Annotated in this window: 21 protein-coding genes; 6 read left to right on the top strand and 15 right to left on the bottom strand. The window is 44.0% G+C overall.

All coding sequences use genetic code 11. From position 1 onward, the window contains the following. Together BB427_RS07535 and dolP are read left to right on the top strand one after the other, a co-directional pair. Positions 1-588, top strand: a complete 588-nt coding sequence (locus BB427_RS07535; protein ID WP_010376705.1) for an SIS domain-containing protein — start codon at positions 1-3, stop codon at positions 586-588. Next, positions 585-1,151 (top strand): division/outer membrane stress-associated lipid-binding lipoprotein, encoded by a 567-nt coding sequence (dolP, locus tag BB427_RS07540; RefSeq protein ID WP_069020037.1) that lies wholly within the window; start codon positions 585-587, stop codon positions 1,149-1,151. Before BB427_RS07535 ends, dolP begins: the two co-directional genes overlap by 4 nt. Positions 1,152-1,188: 37 nt before the next feature. On the opposite strand, the gene BB427_RS07545 is transcribed toward dolP, so the two are convergent. The 8 genes from BB427_RS07545 to zapE form a co-directional block, all read right to left on the bottom strand. Beyond that, on the bottom strand, positions 1,189-1,614 hold the full coding sequence (locus tag BB427_RS07545) for a ClpXP protease specificity-enhancing factor (RefSeq protein ID WP_010605921.1): 426 nt from the start codon (positions 1,612-1,614) through the stop codon (positions 1,189-1,191). Then, entirely contained in the window at positions 1,614-2,240 is a 627-nt protein-coding gene (sspA, locus tag BB427_RS07550) for a stringent starvation protein SspA (RefSeq protein WP_017219052.1), read from the bottom strand. Before sspA ends, BB427_RS07545 begins: the two co-directional genes overlap by 1 nt. Before the next feature lie 96 nt (positions 2,241-2,336). Beyond that, complete coding sequence (locus BB427_RS07555; protein ID WP_017219051.1) at positions 2,337-3,074, bottom strand: cytochrome c1; 738 nt, start codon at positions 3,072-3,074, stop codon at positions 2,337-2,339. Then, positions 3,071-4,372, bottom strand: a complete 1,302-nt coding sequence (locus BB427_RS07560; protein WP_069020041.1) for a cytochrome b — start codon at positions 4,370-4,372, stop codon at positions 3,071-3,073. Before BB427_RS07560 ends, BB427_RS07555 begins: the two co-directional genes overlap by 4 nt. After that, positions 4,372-4,962 carry a ubiquinol-cytochrome c reductase iron-sulfur subunit gene (gene petA / locus BB427_RS07565; protein WP_010376697.1) on the bottom strand — a complete coding sequence of 197 codons (591 nt, stop codon included), beginning with the start codon at positions 4,960-4,962 and terminating at the stop codon, positions 4,372-4,374. The genes BB427_RS07560 and petA overlap by 1 nt, the downstream gene beginning before the upstream one ends. A 513-nt stretch (positions 4,963-5,475) precedes the next feature. Continuing rightward, positions 5,476-5,868, bottom strand: a complete 393-nt coding sequence (rpsI, locus tag BB427_RS07570; RefSeq protein WP_161796706.1) for a 30S ribosomal protein S9 — start codon at positions 5,866-5,868, stop codon at positions 5,476-5,478. An 8-nt stretch (positions 5,869-5,876) separates the two neighbouring features. Further along, the gene (gene rplM / locus BB427_RS07575; protein WP_010376694.1) at positions 5,877-6,305 is read right to left on the bottom strand and encodes a 50S ribosomal protein L13; all 429 of its coding nucleotides are present in this window, start codon (positions 6,303-6,305) and stop codon (positions 5,877-5,879) included. 354 nt (positions 6,306-6,659) lie between these two features. Then, positions 6,660-7,748 carry a cell division protein ZapE gene (gene zapE / locus BB427_RS07580; protein WP_039492905.1) on the bottom strand — a complete coding sequence of 363 codons (1,089 nt, stop codon included), beginning with the start codon at positions 7,746-7,748 and terminating at the stop codon, positions 6,660-6,662. A gap of 123 nt (positions 7,749-7,871) precedes the next feature. On the opposite strand from zapE, the gene BB427_RS07585 reads away from it, so the two are divergent. From BB427_RS07585 to BB427_RS07595, 3 genes are all read left to right on the top strand, one after another. Further along, complete coding sequence (locus BB427_RS07585) at positions 7,872-8,327, top strand: YhcB family protein (RefSeq protein WP_010376689.1); 456 nt, start codon at positions 7,872-7,874, stop codon at positions 8,325-8,327. 379 nt (positions 8,328-8,706) lie between these two features. After that, positions 8,707-10,059 (top strand): DegQ family serine endoprotease, encoded by a 1,353-nt coding sequence (locus BB427_RS07590; RefSeq protein WP_010376687.1) that lies wholly within the window; start codon positions 8,707-8,709, stop codon positions 10,057-10,059. Between the two features lie 102 nt (positions 10,060-10,161). Beyond that, on the top strand, positions 10,162-11,241 hold the full coding sequence (locus tag BB427_RS07595) for a trypsin-like peptidase domain-containing protein (RefSeq protein ID WP_039492907.1): 1,080 nt from the start codon (positions 10,162-10,164) through the stop codon (positions 11,239-11,241). A gap of 61 nt (positions 11,242-11,302) precedes the next feature. On the opposite strand, the gene murA is transcribed toward BB427_RS07595, so the two are convergent. Genes murA through BB427_RS07630 form a run of 7 tightly spaced genes read right to left on the bottom strand, consistent with a single transcriptional unit; the run spans position 11,303 to position 15,959 of the window. Then, positions 11,303-12,562 carry a UDP-N-acetylglucosamine 1-carboxyvinyltransferase gene (murA, locus tag BB427_RS07600; RefSeq protein WP_017219046.1) on the bottom strand — a complete coding sequence of 420 codons (1,260 nt, stop codon included), beginning with the start codon at positions 12,560-12,562 and terminating at the stop codon, positions 11,303-11,305. Positions 12,563-12,574: 12 nt separating this feature from the next. Then, the gene (locus BB427_RS07605) at positions 12,575-12,832 is read right to left on the bottom strand and encodes a BolA family protein (RefSeq protein WP_039492911.1); all 258 of its coding nucleotides are present in this window, start codon (positions 12,830-12,832) and stop codon (positions 12,575-12,577) included. 5 nt (positions 12,833-12,837) lie between these two features. Continuing rightward, positions 12,838-13,143 carry an STAS domain-containing protein gene (locus tag BB427_RS07610; RefSeq protein WP_039492913.1) on the bottom strand — a complete coding sequence of 102 codons (306 nt, stop codon included), beginning with the start codon at positions 13,141-13,143 and terminating at the stop codon, positions 12,838-12,840. After that, on the bottom strand, positions 13,130-13,816 hold the full coding sequence (locus BB427_RS07615) for an MlaC/ttg2D family ABC transporter substrate-binding protein (protein WP_069020043.1): 687 nt from the start codon (positions 13,814-13,816) through the stop codon (positions 13,130-13,132). The genes BB427_RS07610 and BB427_RS07615 overlap by 14 nt, the downstream gene beginning before the upstream one ends. Before the next feature lie 2 nt (positions 13,817-13,818). After that, positions 13,819-14,364, bottom strand: a complete 546-nt coding sequence (gene mlaD / locus BB427_RS07620) for an outer membrane lipid asymmetry maintenance protein MlaD (RefSeq protein ID WP_045987634.1) — start codon at positions 14,362-14,364, stop codon at positions 13,819-13,821. Positions 14,365-14,376: 12 nt separating this feature from the next. Beyond that, on the bottom strand, positions 14,377-15,156 hold the full coding sequence (gene mlaE / locus BB427_RS07625; RefSeq protein WP_010376675.1) for a lipid asymmetry maintenance ABC transporter permease subunit MlaE: 780 nt from the start codon (positions 15,154-15,156) through the stop codon (positions 14,377-14,379). A gap of 2 nt (positions 15,157-15,158) precedes the next feature. Further along, entirely contained in the window at positions 15,159-15,959 is an 801-nt protein-coding gene (locus BB427_RS07630; protein ID WP_175401260.1) for an ATP-binding cassette domain-containing protein, read from the bottom strand. A 174-nt stretch (positions 15,960-16,133) separates the two neighbouring features. Here BB427_RS07630 and BB427_RS07635 point away from each other — a divergent pair, with 174 nt between their 5' ends. Next, positions 16,134-17,093, top strand: a complete 960-nt coding sequence (locus BB427_RS07635; RefSeq protein ID WP_010376669.1) for a calcium/sodium antiporter — start codon at positions 16,134-16,136, stop codon at positions 17,091-17,093. Positions 17,094-17,095 lie beyond the last annotated feature (2 nt).

Raw genomic sequence — 17,095 nt, forward strand, 5'->3', positions numbered from 1 at the left:
ATGCAAGAATCTATAAAGTCTATATTTACAGAGTCAATTCAAGCGCAGATAGCGGCAGGCGAAGTATTGCCTAAAGCGCTAGAAACCGCAGCTATGACTATGGCTCAGAGCCTGATCAATGGCAATAAAATCATCTGCTGCGGCGCGCCAAGTAATCATATGTTGGCGCACCACTTCGCAACCATCTTAAGCAACTTTTACGAAACCGAACGCCCGTGTCTGCCCGCGATTGCACTAACGAATGAGCAATATAATTTGGCGTCACCAGAAAATGGCAAAGCCAGAGAGCGCTTTGCCAAGCAAATACGCGCATTCGCGCAGCAAGGAGACTTGCTGGTGGCGTATGCCATAAACGGGCAAGAAAAGGCGGTTATTGGCGCAGTGGAAGCGGCTCTTACTAGAGATATGAAAGTCATCGCGCTAGTTGGCGATGATGGTGGTGAAATTACCGGCCTGTTGGGCCCTCAGGATGTAGAGATCCGGATCCCAAGTAAACGCCCAAGCCGGATAATCGAGTCACAACTATTCAATACTCACTGTTTAAGTGAGCTAATCGACGCAATTTTATTCCCTCAGGACGAAGTATGATGATGAGAATAACCTCTTTACTTGCCGCCATCTTGTTACTACAAGGGTGTGCTGCTGCGGTAGTTGCTGGTACAGCCGGTGCGGTGTCTGCAGCAAATGATAGACGCACTATCGGTGCACAAATTGACGATAACAATATCGAGATCAAAGGTACGCTTGCTATCAAAGAGATTAAGCGCCTTGCTGATCATGCCAATATCACGCTTGTAAGTGTTAATGGCATAGTATTAATGATTGGTCAGGTCACTAATCAAGAAATGAAAACGGAAGCTGAGCGTGCGCTACAGAACGTTGCAGGGATTAAGCAAGTACATAATCAGTTGAGAATAAGCTCAAACATCGGCATCACGACGCAAACACATGATACTTGGCTGACCTCCAAAGTTAAAACCAAACTGCTGGCGGCCGACGAAGTCAATGGCGCAAATATTAAGGTAGTTACCGAGAATGCCGAAGTGTTCTTAATGGGCTTAGTCTCCAAACAAGAAGCAAACTCAGCCGTAGAAATCGCCAGAAATATTAATGGTGTAAAACGCGTGATTAAAGCCTTTGAGTACATCTAAACAATAGCCATAAAAAAACCTGCATCCGCAGGTTTTTTTATTTTATCACTCGAAGGTGAGAACCTTTTTTCTTTTCAGGTTCCGGCTTAGTCTCTGGCGATTGTGAGACTTCCGTCTCTTCTACCAAATCAAACTCTTCATCTTCAAAGATTTCTTCTTCAGGTGTAAATACCGTGCCTTCACCATTTTCTCTTGCATAAATAGCCAATACTGCACCATTAGGCACATATACCTGCATCGGCTGGCCACCAAACCGAGCGTTAAAGCTCAGTGCTTGATTGTCCATTGAGAAATTCGTCACAGCAGACGGGCTTACGTTCAACACAATTTGCCCTTCTTGCACAAATTGTGTTGGAACCTGTACCGAGGGAAAGTCTGCGTTCACCACTAAATGGGGCGTACATTCGTTATCGACAATCCACTCGTAAAATGCGCGTAGTAAGTAAGGACGATTAGACGTCATTACGATCTGATCTCACGCTCTGCATCCGTTAGCGATGCTTGGAATGAGTCACGCTCAAATAAACGCAGCATATATTCTTTTAGCTCTTTGCTACCAGCGCCATTCAGCTCAATACCAAGCTGTGGTAAACGCCAAAGTAGTGGAGCTAAATAACAATCAACTAGGCTGAACTCTTCACTCATGAAGTAAGGTGCTTCATTGAAGATAGGTGCTACAGCTAGCAGCGCTTCAGTTAACTCTTTACGAGCTTGAGCCGCTTCATCACCACCCGCAGTGATCTTTTCAGCAAGTGAGTACCAGTCAGTTTCAATGCGATGCATCATTAAACGACTACGACCACGCATTACTGGATACACAGGCATCAGAGGAGGATGCGGGAAGCGCTCGTCTAGATACTCCATAATGATATTCGCTTGGTACAAGCCAAGCTCACGATCGATTAGCGTAGGAACAGTGCCATACGGGTTAATCTCGTGTAGAGCTTCTGGTAAGTTGTCCTTTTCAGCCTGATGAATATCAACACTTACACCTTTCTCAGCAAGTACAATACGTACCTGGTGACTGTACATACAGTTTGACCCAGAAAAAAGTGTCATTACAGGGCGCTTATTGGCAGCAACGGCCATGCCTACCTCCATTAAAAAACTAAAAGTAATTAAATCACTTTAAACAGCAAAAGGGGCGAACGCCCCTATTGCAAAAATTACCTTTGAATATTCAAATTAATGAACATCTCTCCAGTATTCTTTCTTCAAGAAGAATGCCAGGATGAAGAAGATAACTAAGAAACCAATAACCTTAATACCCAAAGCTTCTGACTCTAGGCGAGAAGGCTCACCTACATAAGCTAAGAAGTTTGTAAGGTCACGTGCTGCTTGGTCATATTCATCAACACTCATCTCACCAGTACCATCTGTTTCAGTGCCGACAACTTTAGTCACTGTATGACCATGTTCTTCCACTTCTTCAGTGATCGGTGTTGGCAAGCCTTGTAACTCTTGTAGTACGTGAGGCATACCCACCAATGGGAAAACAACGTTGTTCACACCAAATGGGCGAGACTCATCTTTATAGAATGACTTCAAGTAAGTATAGATGTAGTCCGGAGACTTAACACGAGAGATAAGTGTTAAGTCCGGTGGCGCAGCACCAAACCATTTTGCTGCATCATCTTTAGCCATAGAATTTTTAATATGGCTACCTACTTTTGAACCATCGAAAATAAGCGTTTCTTGACCAATTTCAGTTGGAATACCGATGTCACGGAAAGTACGCTCATAACGCTGATATTGCATTTGGTGACAGCCAAGGCAGTAGTTCATAAATAACTTAGCGCCACGCTGTAGAGATGCTTTATCAGTTAAGTCGTTGTTTGCTTCCATCAAAGGCACTGATGGGCCCGCTGCCATCGATAACGTTGGCAACAATGCGAATAAACCGATTACTAGCTTTTTCATCATTTCGTCAACCTCGTTGGTAGTGGCTTCGTCTTCTCGTTTTTACTGTAGAAGAATAGCAACACGAAGAACATAAAATAAGTTACTGTCGTGATTTGCGACAATAGCGTTTTAAAGTCAGTTTGCGGTGTTGCACCAATCCAGCCAAGGATAACGAATGTGACAACAAACTGAGCGATGTTCAACTTATGGAAACCACAACGGTAGCGAATTGAACGAACTGAACCACGGTCAATCCAAGGCAGTAGTGCCAATGCTACGATTGAAGCGCCCATTGCTAGTACACCAATCAACTTATCAGGAATAGCACGAAGGATCGCGTAGAATGGCGTAAAGTACCAAACTGGGAAAATGTGCTCTGGCGTTTTTAGCGGGTTTGCAGCTTCAAAGTTTGGCGCTTCAAGGAAGAAACCATTCATTTCTGGTGCAAAGAAAACAATTGCGCAGAAGAAAATTAAGAAGCCAGCAACACCTAAGACATCTTTTACTGTGTAGTAAGGGTGGAATGGAATTGCATCCACAATATCTTTTTTATCCGTGTAGTATTCATGGAATTTAAACTTAGGTTTGTCTTCCTCAGCTACAGAGCCTTTCTTGCGCTTGATCTCAACACCGTCAGGGTTGTTTGAGCCTACTTCGTGCAGTGCAACAATATGAAGGAATACTAAGATAACCAGTACTAATGGTAGTGCAATAACGTGTAGTGCAAAGAAGCGGTTAAGCGTTGCACCAGAAATAACGTAGTCACCACGGATCCAAAGCGTTAAGTCATCACCAATTACAGGGATTGCACCGAATAATGAAATGATTACCTGAGCACCCCAGAAAGACATCTGACCCCATGGTAATAAGTAGCCCATGAAAGCTTCAGCCATTAGTGCAAGGAAGATAAACATACCGAACAACCACAGTAGTTCACGTGGCTTTTGATAAGAACCGTAGATCATACCGCGGAACATGTGAAGATAAACCACGATAAAGAATGCGGATGCGCCGGTAGAGTGTAGATATCGTAATAACCAACCGTATTCGACATCACGCATGATGTATTCTACGGATGCAAATGCACCTTCAGCAGAAGGTACAAAGTTCATGGTTAGCCAGATACCCGTTACAATCTGGTTTACCAGTACTAGAATGGCGAGTGAACCAAACAAGTACCAGAAGTTAAAGTTTTTTGGCGCTGGGTATTGAGCAATGTGCATATTCCAGACGCGAGTCATCGGAATACGAGCATCGATCCAATCAACAACTTTGCCCACAACGCCCGTATTTTCTGCTTTATCTACATTAACAGACATTATGCAACCCCTTCTTCTTCACCTACCAAAATGGTAGTGTCGTCAATAAAGGTATACGGAGGGATCTCTAAGTTTAGTGGTGCAGGTACGTTTTGGAATACGCGCCCCGCCATATCAAACTTCGAACCGTGACAAGGACAGAAGAAACCACTATCAGTGCCTTCTACTTTTTCACCAAAGCTTCCGTTAAGGAAAGATGGTGAACATCCTAAGTGAGTACAAATCCCAACCGCGACGAAAAGCTCAGGTCGCTTAGAACGGAAACCGTTCTGCGCAGATGCCAACTGCTGTGGCTCTTCAGAGTTAGGATCACGAAGTTGGTCTTCGTGTTGCTTCATTTGTTCTAGCATTTTTGGTGTACGATTAACAATCCAAACCGGTTTGCCTCGCCACTCAACACGAATAAGTTGTCCAGACTCAAGCTTGCTGATATCTACTTCTACAGGCGCACCTGCAGATTTAGCTCGCTCACTTGGATTCCAGGACGCAATAAAAGGAACAGCAGCTCCAACCGCACCAACGCCACCTACAACAGAGGTAGCGATAGTTAAAAAGCGACGTCGGCTGTTGTCTACAGGCGCATTGCTCATCCACTTATCTCCACTTGATTCCCAACACTTGCTATATTGAGAACATCAGTTACAGCAGGTTAATTTAAGAAATTACAAAATAGACGCGATCATAAATAAATACCTTGATTAAAACAAGGTTATTCCAGATCCATGCCCGAATAAACCCGCAGAAAATCATCTATGATTACTTCGAGCATGAAACCGAGTATTTATGATATCGCATCTGACACAACAATATACTGACTAAGATCAACCCCCGACTAAGGATACGCACCAAATCTCGTGACTGGATCTCAGGTCTTTCTACTTGCTTCGCCAATTGTAGCAAAAAAAACCGCCAAGTTACCGCTCGAATTGCACTAATTATTATATTTATTGAACTTTTTTAACTCGACGCGATATTTTTGAGCAAATTAGTAGGACAAAACGAATTAGATACCTCGTAAATACGAGAGATTGATGTGTATAGGAGATGCTAAAAACAAAAAACCCAGCATAAGCTGGGTTTTTGAATTCTTGAAACGTAATAAATTAACGCTTAGAGAACTGTGTCTTCTTACGTGCTTTCTTAAGACCAACTTTCTTACGCTCAACTTTACGAGCATCGCGAGTAACAAAGCCAGCTTTACGTAGAGCTGGACGTAGAGACTCGTCAAACTCCATTAGTGCACGTGTGATACCGTGACGGATAGCACCCGCTTGACCAGTTGTACCACCACCTGCAACAGTGATGTATAGGTCAAACTTTTCTGTCATTTCAACTAGCTCTAAAGGCTGACGAACAACCATGCGAGAAGTTTCACGACCGAAGAACTCTTCTAAAGAGCGCTTATTGATTACGATGTTGCCAGTGCCTGGGCGTAGGAATACGCGAGCACTTGAACTTTTACGACGACCTGTACCGTAGTATTGATTTGCCATGATAGTGCTCCTTAAATGTCTAGAACCTGAGGCTGCTGTGCAGCGTGGTTGTGCTCGTTACCAGCGTAAACTTTAAGTTTACGGAACATTTCACGACCTAGAGGACCGCGAGGTAACATGCCTTTAACCGCTTTCTCGATGATCATTTCAGGCTTTTTAGCTTGAAGTTTCTCAAAGTTGATAGACTTAAGGCCACCTGGGTAACCAGAGTGAGCATAATACATTTTGTCCTGAGTTTTGTTACCAGTTACAGTAACTTTCTCAGCGTTGATTACGATGATGTAGTCACCAGTGTCAACGTGTGGAGTATACTCAGCTTTGTGCTTACCGCGAAGGCGACGAGCGATTTCAGTAGCGATGCGACCTAAAGTTTTACCTTCAGCGTCAACTACGTACCAGTCACGTTTTACAGTTTCTGGTTTAGCAACAAACGTTTTCATTATAAAAATCCAAAGTTTTCAATTTTAAAACCACAGGCAGTCCTTGGACTACCGCTCTACTTGTATTTGCTTTAACCCCTTCGAGTTTAAGACTTTTATGCCGCTCAAGTCAGTGGCTAAGCCGACGAGGGCAATAGAACGCAACGTGGCAGGCCGCGGATTATAGCAAGCCTTCTGGGTGAAAACCAGCGCTTGGTGCTTTTTTCTACAAGAAAATCTGAAGAATTTCGAAAAAAATAGAAAAGGCAAAAAATCCAACGAAATGACGACGTGTGCGTGACAAGGACTCGTTCAAATAGGATATTAACAAACACCCACACCGAACAAGTCCTCTTAACAAAAAAGTAATTGCCGTTAGGCTAAATGCTCTCTTGCTAAATATTCATGGGATTGCATTTCTTGCAAGCGGCTAATGCAGCGTTTGAACTCAAAATTCAATGTACCTTCGGTATAAAGTTCAGTAATAGGCGCTGCAGCCGAGATGATAAGCGTCACATTACGCTCATAAAACTCATCGACGAGCGCAATAAAGCGCCTTGCCGCATCATCGTTTTGCTGACCCATTTGCTTCACATTAGATAGAATCACGGTGTTATATAAGCGACTGATCTCCATGTAATCCACTTGCGAACGAGCGGTTTCACATAGCGCAGGGAAATCAAACATAACAATACAATCAGACACCATCCGAGTTTGGATCATCCGACCTTCAATCTCAATCGCCTGTCCGGCTTTACCTGGCTCCGGAGAGAGTTTGTTAAAGTAGTCGAATAAGTTTTCATCCGCTTGTTTATCAAGTGGGCTGTGGAAAATTTCCGCTTGCTCCAACGTGCGCAAGCGATAGTCAATACCCGAGTCCACATTGACTACCTCAGTATTGGCTTTTACCAACTCAATGGCTGGTAAGAATCGCGCACGCTGCAAGCCATTTTTATACAAATCATCAGGCACAATATTCGATGTGGCCACTAACACGATACCGCGCGCAAACAGCGCCTGCATTAATCCACCCAGTAACATGGCATCCGTGATGTCTTGCACGAAAAATTCATCGAAGCAGATAATGTCAGTTTCAGATTTGAAGGTATCAGCGATGCTTTCCAGAGGATTTTTCACTTCATTAAGCTTTTTCAGCTCTGCGTGAACACGATGCATAAAGCGGTGAAAATGCACTCGCATTTTACGCTCCGTCGGCAACGCATCGTAAAAGGTATCAACTAGATAAGTTTTACCACGCCCCACTCCCCCCCAAAAGTACAACCCTTTCACTTTTGGCGGCTCAGCTTTACCAAACAAACGCGAGAAGAAGTTTTGTTTGACCGGGGGCTGATTGATAAGGTCGTCATACAGTCGCTGTAAATGCTTTACGGCATTTTCTTGTGCGCTGTCATATTGAAAATCATCACGTTGTAGATCTTGCTGATATTTTTCCCAAGGCGTCATCGACTTAAATATTTTTTTACGATTTGTTTGTAGGTTATATTAACACGACTCTATTCACAGCGTATATTTAACTCTAACAGAGTTTTAATTTTATTTGCCGTTGAGGCACACAGGGAGAAACCTATGACTACCGTTACTTGGCTTGGATTACTGATCATTGTTGCCATTGCTGCATTCTTTTTAGGTGGCTTTGTAACGAAAAAGCAGTTCAAACACGACGAGCTGGAAGTGCAAGCACAACAAGCTAAACACGACCTTGAGCAATATCGTCAAGACGTATCAGATCACCTCGCTAGCACCAAAAAGCTAGTAAATAAAATGCAGGATAGTTATCAACAACTGCTTACCCATGTGGAAGAAACCAACCAACTACTGACACAGGATCGCCCATCTCATCCTGCGGATCCTTTTTTCTCGAAAGAAACCACAGAACAACTACAAGCTTCTCTTCAAGCGCGCCCAGAGAGAAGACGTAAGCAAGATCCAAGTTTTGAGGCACCACCGAGTGACTATGCCGAAGGTGAAACTGGGTTATTTTCTGGTCAAAAAAAAGAAAGTGAGCAAATTAAAGCCTCTTGATGAAACTTTTTGTTGACCCCATAGTCTTTAAAAGAAGTTATTGATTCTAGGGCCTATTGATCTTTCGAATTTGCTTTTGCAGCAGTTTGATTGGTATTTATACAAGGCAGAGCCTGTGTAGCATAGTTTGTCTATGTAAGTCAGGCGATAACACAGTAGAAATGCCAATCAAGCGCTGCCCTTTGGGTTCCCCTGAGTGCGCTTTGTTCATTGTTGCTCAACTTTTGCTTAGATTACTAGGCGGCAAGTCGAGCGCCGCGACCAAAACCCACTCAGGGGAACAAAAGTCAAACAGCAAAGGTCAACAGGCCCTAATAAGAGGCTAATTATCAGCCCCTTATGACTTATATTAACGCTAATAGCGGAGTACTTCACGACTATGAAATTTAAACTATCTTTGTTATCGGCCGCTTTACTTTCTTCTAGCTTATTGCTGTTACCGCAGCAAAGCATGGCCAAACTTCCTGTTGCCGTAGACGGCCAACAACTACCAACGCTAGCACCTATGCTCGAAAAGGTCGCCCCGGGCGTTGTTAGTATCCAAGTAAAAGGTGCTAAAGAAGTGCGTCGCCGTGTCGACCCTTTCGACTTTTTCTTTGGACAACCGCAGCCTCGTAGCCAAAAGCGCCCTTTTAGTGGCCTCGGCTCAGGTGTCATCATCGATGCAGATAAAGGCTATGTCGTTACAAACAATCACGTTATTGATGATGCAGACGAAATGCTTGTCACTTTAAAGGATGGCAGAGAATTTGAGGCCAAATTAATCGGTAGCGACGCCGAATCTGATATCGCATTGCTACAAATCGACGGCGAAGACCTAACAGAAATAAAACTCGCTAATTCAGACAAGTTGAGAGTGGGTGATTTTTCCGTTGCTATTGGTAACCCATTTGGATTAAGTCATACCGTCACCTCAGGAATAATCAGTGCACTAGGCCGTAGCGGCTTAAATATCGAAGGCTATGAAGACTTCATCCAAACAGATGCGGCAATCAACCAAGGTAACTCAGGTGGTGCGCTAGTTAACTTAAACGGCGAACTCATTGGTATCAACACTGCTATTTTAGGCGCGTCTGGCGGTAATGTCGGGATCGGCTTTGCTATTCCATCAAACATGATGAAAAACCTAGTGGATCAAATTGTTGAGTACGGAGAAGTTCGTCGCGGTTCATTGGGTATATTGGGTCGTACCTTAGATGCTGGTCTTGCTAAAGCACAAGGCTTTGATGTTAAGCGTGGTGCTTATGTCATGCGCGTAGTGGAAGATTCTGCAGCGGACAAAGCGGGTCTGAAAGCCAATGATGTCATTGTCAGCCTCAACGGCGACGACATTGAAAGCTTTAATGAACTCCACGGTAAAGTGGCTACGATGGGTGAAGGTCGTGAGGTACGACTTGGTGTTTACCGTGATGGCAAAACCAAATTTATCGACGTAGAGCTTGGTGGTAAGCAAGAAGAACAGGCGAATGCAGAGGATGTACATCCAAACCTACGAGGCGCGGTACTAGAGAGTGGCGAGCGCAATGGCAATGAAGGTGTCGTCATTACCTCAGTAGAACCTCGCTCACCAGCTGCACGCGTTGGCCTTGAAGAAGGCGATGTGATCATGCAAGTGAATCGCCAACGTGTCACTAGTGTTAAAGATATGTCTAAACTAATTAATGGTATTAAAGGTAATATCGTACTTGGGATTAAACGCGATCGCGAGACGGTTTTCTACCTCATTCAGTAACGAAATAGACAAATATTAAAAATGAAACACAGCGAAACTTGTCGCTGTGTTTTTTTTTGTGTCATTATTAGCAGTATTAGATAACGATAAATATAAGCTCTTGTGTTCAAATTAATTAAATTCATTTTTCCACCGCTGCTTGCCGGACTTGGGATCGCTTTTATCATCATTTGGTTTAATCCTGAGCTAAGGGATAACTTGCCAAAACTTGAGGCCCCACATATTCAGGCCCATCATATGAGTTTTGCTGATGCTGTAGAAAAAACAGCTCCAGCGGTCGTGACGATTTTTTCCGAGGGCTTTAGCAATCAGCCAAGATATCAGCGCCAAAGCACGGTTAGAGAACTTGGCTCTGGCGTTATTATGAGCCGAGATGGCTACATACTGACAAACTATCATGTGGTGAACAATGCCGACCAAATCATTGTGCTTCTTCCTGATGGCCGCCAGTATAGCGATACGCAACTGATAGGCTTTGACACGATTACGGACTTAGCTTTATTAAAAATTCCAGCTGAGAATTTGCCTGTCATTCCTATCGATCATGACTACTCACCACGTGTTGGTGATGTGGTGCTTGCAATTGGTAACCCATTGAACATTGGACAAACCATTACGCAAGGCATTATCAGTGCAACTGGCAAACAGACTCTCACAGAAAGCCAGTTCAATAACTTGCTGCAAATGGATGCCGCGATTAATGTTGGTAATTCAGGTGGTGCCGTTGTCAATTCTAATGGCGCACTAGTTGGCATTACCTCTGCACAATTTCGCACGCGTTTGAATATTGATATCCAAGGTATCTCTTTTGCGATCCCTTATGACCTTGCAATGGACGTGATGCATAAACTCATTATGGATGGCAGAGTGATCCGGGGCTATCTCGGCTTTAGAGGCACGCCAGTTGACAATACAGGTAAAAGCGTAACGGATCTCTACACACCAATTGTCGGCCTTGCTGTGAGCGAATTAGACCCGCTAGGTCCCGCATGGCAAGCTGGCATGAAAGAGCATGATATTGTGGTTAAAGTAGGTGGAGAGCCTGTGACTAATCCGCAAAGGACATTGAAGACGATTGGCAACACTGCGCCTGGTACTAAACTCGAGTTTGAAGTACTCAGAGGCGGTCAGCGCCTCACCATTACGGTGGAAGTCGCTGAACTCGAAACAGGACTGTATTAAGCAAAGCAAACAGCGTCCAGAGAGACGCTTTTTTGTTTTTTACCAATTCGCTTAATTAAGCTCAGGTTTTACGGCGTTTTATATTTGCACCTAACCGACTTAGCTTATCTTCTATCTTCTGATAGCCCCTATCAACGTGATAGATGCGATCGACTATGGTTTCGCCTGTTGCCACAATACCCGTTAGGATAAGACTCGCAGATGCACGCAAATCGGTCGCCATTACCTGTGCACCAGATAACGACTCAGTCTCACCACAAATTGCAGTGTTGCCTTCTAAACGAATATTCGCGCCCATACGCTGTAGCTCTGGCACGTGCATAAAGCGGTTTTCAAAGATAGTTTCTGTGATTGTCGCGCTGCCTTCAGCCACCACATTTAATGCGGTAAACTGAGCTTGCATATCGGTTGGAAAGCCAGGATGTGGCATGGTTTTGATATTAACGGCTTTCAAAGCGCGTTGACGCATATCCACATAAATACTGTCTTCACTTACCTCAACAATAGCATTGGCGGCGCGTAGCTTTTCAAGCACAGGTTCAAGGCTATGATAATCCGTGTTTTTACACAGCACTTCGCCTTTTGCCATTGCCGCAGCAACCAAAAAGGTCCCTGTTTCGATGCGATCAGGAAGGATTTTATGCTCACAACCATTAAGACGCTCAACGCCTTCTATCTCAATTCGGCTCGAACCTGCACCGCTGATCTTAGCACCCATGGCAACTAAGCATTCCGCTAAGTTAATAATCTCTGGCTCTCGCGCAGCATTATCTATCACAGTTTTACCATCGGCGAGGGTTGCAGCCATCAGTAAGTTTTCAGTAGCACCAACGCTGACGGTTTCCATAAAGATCTCAGCGCCACGAAGACGACCTTCGGTTACCGCATGGATATAACCATTTTCAACTTTGATCTTGGCGCCCATTTTCTCAAGGCCTGAAATATGCAGATCGACTGGACGAGCACCAATCGCACAGCCTCCCGGTAGGGATACTTGCGCTTGACCGAATCTTGCGACTAATGGGCCTAACGCGAGTACCGACGCACGCATTTGCTTAACGAGTTCATAGGGTGCAAGCACGCTATTTACCGTTGCTCCGTTGATTTCTAAGATATCGCCGTCCCACTCAACTTCAGCGCCCAGTGTTTTTAATAAGGCTTCAGTGGTACCTATATCGCGTAAGTGCGGTACATTAGAAAAACGACTTTTACCATCGCCAAGCAGAGCGGCGAATAAAATAGGTAGGGCTGCGTTTTTAGCCCCTGAAATAGTGACTTCACCGGCTAAAGTGGTGCCACCTTGGATAACAAACTGATCCATTGCGGCACTCCGTTATTGTGGAAGAATAAATTTGCGCTCTTTTTGCCATTCATCAGGTGTGAATGCACGAATACTAACAGCATGGATGGTGCCGTCTTTAATAGTATCCATCAGTGGGCCGTAGATCAGCTGTTCTCTTTTCAGCCTTCTTAATCCGTCAAAACACGTTCCAACAGCAATGACTTCGTAGTGACTACCATTAGCTTTGACGATGATCTCGTCAAGCGATAGTGCATCTCTCAATAAAGTTTCGACTTGATTTGTTTCCATTAGACTCACTCAAATAGGGTTGTCACCTGCCCCAACTCCATTAAATTTTGCAGTTGTTCAGGTGTATTTTTCAGCTCGAGACGAATGTCGCGCTGTTTCAATTGACCTAAAGAGTGAATTAACCAAGCTAAGCCCGCGGTGTCAACCCTTGTCACCTCAGAAAGGTTAAAATAGACGGTTGATTGTGCATTTTTCAACACTTGAACGATGGTCGACTGTTTCAGTGCGCTTGGTAAACTCGCTCTCGTAAGTTCACCAGTTAACACGATTTCACCTTTACTTTCGGTGAATGAAATACTAGGCGTCACCATCATTTCCTCTAAATTGCACCGGAAGCTTGCTCTTCTTATCTAACAGTTGGATCACATGTTCAATACCCTGCTGGCGTAAAATACCATGTAGCTCCGATTGTTTGGCATCGAGTAAACTAATGCCTTCCGCCATCATGTCAAAAGCACGCCAGTCACCGTCTTGACCGCGTCTAACTTTGAAATCAATTTTGATATCAGGCTTACCAGGCTCTACAATTTTGGTCTTAACAACCACCACAGCTTCATTCTCAAATGAGCGATGCTCACCAAACTCTACCTTTTGGTCTTTATATTGAGTAAATACACCAGCATAAGTCGCTACCAAGTAATTTTTGAATACCTCAATAAACTCTCTAATATGCTCGACAGCAGCAGCTTTCTCCTCTTTACTTTCGATGTTGCGAACCTTTTGAATATAAGAACCTAATACACGATACGCAGCATATTTGTAATCAATGTAAGGCAAGAGCTCTTCTTCTACGATAACGCGTAAGTGTTCTTTGTCTTTTTCAATGATGTTTTGCTCTTTCGTAACACGCTGAAAAGTTTGCGCCGCAACTTGCTCCACCATTTTATAAGGATCGCTTGAGTCCACTTCTTTCGCCTGAACCAATGCGGTAGCCATCAATGCTACAAGCAAAGTCAGACATTTTGCATAGATGTTTTTTAACATATTTACTCGCTCCCTTGATTAAATAGGAACTGACCAATTAGCTCTTCTAATACCAGTGCCGATTTTGTATCTGTGATCATGTCACCGTCTTTTAACGCTTTTGTTTCCACACCAAAAAGAGACTCAAGATCAACGCTATCTTCACTCGTTACCTCCTGACCAAGACATTTTTGCTTCGCAGAGTCAGCAGCAATAACGGGAGAAATACCTAAGTATTGCTCTCCCAAAATGCCCGAAGTCAAAATCGAAACCGACGACGTATCGGAAAACTGACACTCGTAGTTTTTATCTAAACTCATTGAAACTACTGGCACGAACTCTTGTGGATGGATGTGAATTCCATCAACACGGCCAATCACAACCCCACCCACCTTAATTGGGGCACGAGTTTTCAACGAACCTATATTTTCGAACTTAGCATGCAAAGTGTAAGTTTCACCGTTGCCGCTTAAACCTGAGTTAGCCACCTTTAGCGCCAACATAACAAATGCAGCAATGCCCAATGCCACGAACAACCCAACTAAAATTTCTATTTTCCGTGTATTCATTTTTAAAACCTTTTAACTTGAGAACATAACCGCTGTTAATACAAAGTCAAAGCCAAGTACAGCCAGTGAAGAATGTACTACCGTCTCTGTCGTCGCTTTACTTATTCCTTCTGAAGTAGGAATACAGTCATAGCCTTTGTATAGCGCGATCCAAGTTACTAATAGTGCAAATACGAAACTCTTAATAAGACCATTTAAGATGTCTTGTTGAAACGACACTTGCGATTGCATAATTGACCAGAAGCTACCTGAATCTACGCCTAACCAATCAACACCGACCAAGTGTGCGCCTAAAATAGCGATCGCAGAGAATATCAGTGCGAGTAACGGCATACTAATAAAACCGGCCCAAAAACGAGGGGCAACCACGCGCTTAAGCGGGTCTATCGCCATCATTTCTAAACTAGATAATTGCTCCGTTGCCTTCATCAAACCGATTTCTGCAGTTAACGCACTGCCTGCACGTCCTGCAAATAAGAGTGCGGTTACCACAGGGCCCAGCTCTCTAAGTAAACTCAAAGCAACCAAAGGTCCAAGGCTATCTTCAGCGCCATACCCAACTAACACGGTATAGCCTTGTAATGCCAATACCATGCCGATAAATAAACCAGACACCATGATAATCAACAATGATTGATGACCAACCATGTAAAGTTGCTTTATCAACAGCGGCGTGCCTTTTCGGAAATTAGGTAAGCTACATAGCGCCCCAAAAAGCATTGTTGTGGCACGGCCAAGTGCGGCAAAACGGCTGAGGGTTTTGTGGCCTAGTTTTTGTAAAAAGTCGACCATACTCACTCTCCTTGCAACAGCGCTTGCTGATAATCTGGCGCTTTAAAGTGGAATGGCACAGGACCATCCGCAAGGCCTTGTAAGAACTGCTGCACTAATGGCGATTCGTGTTCAAGCATCTGTTCAGGGGTTCCCGTACCAATCACACCTTGTTCAGCAATAATAACGACGTGGTCAGCAATGCTCAGTACTTCGGTGACATCATGGGTAACTATCAGCGACGATAATCCCAACACTTCATTAAGCGACTTAATCAAGCGAACTAGAACACCCATGGAGATTGGGTCCTGACCTGCAAACGGTTCATCGTACATAATTAATTCAGGATCAAGTGCGATAGAACGCGCTAAAGCCGCACGTCTTGCCATACCGCCAGAGAGCTCTGCCGGCATTAAATCTTTTGCACCACGAAGACCAACCGCTTGAAGCTTCATTAGCACCACTAAACGGATTAGTTCTTCAGATAACTCGGTATGCTCGCGTAGAGGAAATGCCACATTGTCAAACACGCTCATATCGGTAAACAAAGCACCGCTTTGAAATAACATACTCATGCGCGTTCGAGCTTGATACAAAGCTGCTCGTGACATGATAGGGATACTGTTTCCAGCAAAAAGAATATCACCGCTATCAGGCTTAAGCTGACCACCGATTAATCGCAACATGGTAGTTTTACCAATGCCACTCGGTCCCATTATTGCGGTAATTTTGCCCTTTGGTACGGAAAAGCTCATGTTTTTGTAGATGATCCTTTCACCCCGAGAGAAGGTTACATCCTTGATTTCTACAATTGACTGCGACAAGTCGCTCTCCAGATCCAGACTATATTCATCCAAGTATGATACTTTTTTTTCAAACAAGATGGAAAATCGTTTTGGTAAAATTTTGTAAGTAGTGAAATGTAACGGTTTGCTTATACTTTCCAGAGCGCTTTTGGTAGTATCTATCGAAATTTTAATCCTATTGGCTAGAGGTTCATGGTTTTATCGTTTGTTATTCTCATTCTTGGCTTTATTGCACTGGTTTGGAGTGCTGACCGCTTTGTTTTTGGTGCGGCCGCTCTTGCACGAAACTTTGGTGTGCCAACATTAATTGTTGGTTTGACTATCGTGGCCATGGGTTCTTCAGCACCAGAAATGATGGTTGCTGCGCAAGCCGCTCTTGCAGATAAAACAGACACCGCCGTGGGCAATGCCATAGGTTCTAACATCGCCAATATCTTACTCGTTTTGGGTCTCACCGCGTTATTAAGGCCACTCTCCGTAGGCTCTGGTATTTTGCGCCGCGAAATGCCGCTGTTAGTCATCGTTTCATTGGCAGCTTGGTATATCGTTAGTGATAACCACTTTAGTTTCGTAGAAGGTGTTTTGTTATTAGTCGGTTTCGCCGCTTTTCTTCTTGCACTTATCATTATCACCAAGCGTGGTGGTGGAGATAATGATGACCCATTTGTCAGTGAAGCCTGTGAAGAAGTGCCAAATAATATTCCAACTCAAAAAGCCGTTTTCTGGTTAATCGTGGGTATGATTTTACTGCCTATTAGCGCGGACTATCTCGTTGGCGCCGCGGTTGACATCGCCAAATATTTTGGCATGAGTGACCTGCTAATAGGATTAACCATTATCGCCGTTGGTACTAGTTTACCCGAGCTTGCGGCATGTGTTGCTGGCGTACTTAAAAAAGAAGACGATCTAGCGCTTGGCAATATTATTGGCTCGAACATCTTTAATATATTGGCAGTGCTATCGATTGCTGGGATTATTAACCCATCTGTCCTCGACGCCAATATTGCGTCACGTGATATCTTTATTATGCTTGGCGCGACACTGCTGCTTATCCTAATGAGCCTCAGCCTAACAGGTCAGCGCCGCATCAACCGCTTGGAAGGTGGCATACTTGTCGCAAGCTTCGTCGGTTATATTTACTACATCATTTAAGG

This window comes from Pseudoalteromonas sp. BMB, from assembly GCF_001709235.1.
GTDB lineage: Bacteria > Pseudomonadota > Gammaproteobacteria > Enterobacterales > Alteromonadaceae > Pseudoalteromonas > Pseudoalteromonas maricaloris.

Bases quoted from the DNA above. Each gene is read 5' to 3' on its own strand.
- BB427_RS07610 (WP_039492913.1), bottom strand. From the start codon at position 13,143: ATGGTGACGCCTAGTATTTCATTCACCGAAAGTAAAGGTGAAATCGTG.
- BB427_RS07555 (WP_017219051.1), bottom strand. From the start codon at position 3,074: ATGATGAAAAAGCTAGTAATCGGTTTATTCGCATTGTTGCCAACGTTA.
- murA (WP_017219046.1), bottom strand. From the start codon at position 12,562: ATGGATCAGTTTGTTATCCAAGGTGGCACCACTTTAGCCGGTGAAGTC.
- sspA (WP_017219052.1), bottom strand. From the start codon at position 2,240: ATGGCCGTTGCTGCCAATAAGCGCCCTGTAATGACACTTTTTTCTGGG.
- BB427_RS07560 (WP_069020041.1), bottom strand. From the start codon at position 4,372: ATGTCTGTTAATGTAGATAAAGCAGAAAATACGGGCGTTGTGGGCAAA.
- petA (WP_010376697.1), bottom strand. From the start codon at position 4,962: ATGAGCAATGCGCCTGTAGACAACAGCCGACGTCGCTTTTTAACTATC.
- BB427_RS07545 (WP_010605921.1), bottom strand. From the start codon at position 1,614: ATGACGTCTAATCGTCCTTACTTACTACGCGCATTTTACGAGTGGATT.
- BB427_RS07590 (WP_010376687.1), top strand. From the start codon at position 8,707: ATGAAATTTAAACTATCTTTGTTATCGGCCGCTTTACTTTCTTCTAGC.
- BB427_RS07635 (WP_010376669.1), top strand. From the start codon at position 16,134: ATGGTTTTATCGTTTGTTATTCTCATTCTTGGCTTTATTGCACTGGTT.
- rplM (WP_010376694.1), bottom strand. From the start codon at position 6,305: ATGAAAACGTTTGTTGCTAAACCAGAAACTGTAAAACGTGACTGGTAC.
- mlaD (WP_045987634.1), bottom strand. From the start codon at position 14,364: ATGAATACACGGAAAATAGAAATTTTAGTTGGGTTGTTCGTGGCATTG.
- zapE (WP_039492905.1), bottom strand. From the start codon at position 7,748: ATGACGCCTTGGGAAAAATATCAGCAAGATCTACAACGTGATGATTTT.
- dolP (WP_069020037.1), top strand. From the start codon at position 585: ATGATGATGAGAATAACCTCTTTACTTGCCGCCATCTTGTTACTACAA.
- BB427_RS07585 (WP_010376689.1), top strand. From the start codon at position 7,872: ATGACTACCGTTACTTGGCTTGGATTACTGATCATTGTTGCCATTGCT.
- BB427_RS07615 (WP_069020043.1), bottom strand. From the start codon at position 13,816: ATGTTAAAAAACATCTATGCAAAATGTCTGACTTTGCTTGTAGCATTG.
- BB427_RS07605 (WP_039492911.1), bottom strand. From the start codon at position 12,832: ATGGAAACAAATCAAGTCGAAACTTTATTGAGAGATGCACTATCGCTT.
- mlaE (WP_010376675.1), bottom strand. From the start codon at position 15,156: ATGGTCGACTTTTTACAAAAACTAGGCCACAAAACCCTCAGCCGTTTT.
- BB427_RS07535 (WP_010376705.1), top strand. From the start codon at position 1: ATGCAAGAATCTATAAAGTCTATATTTACAGAGTCAATTCAAGCGCAG.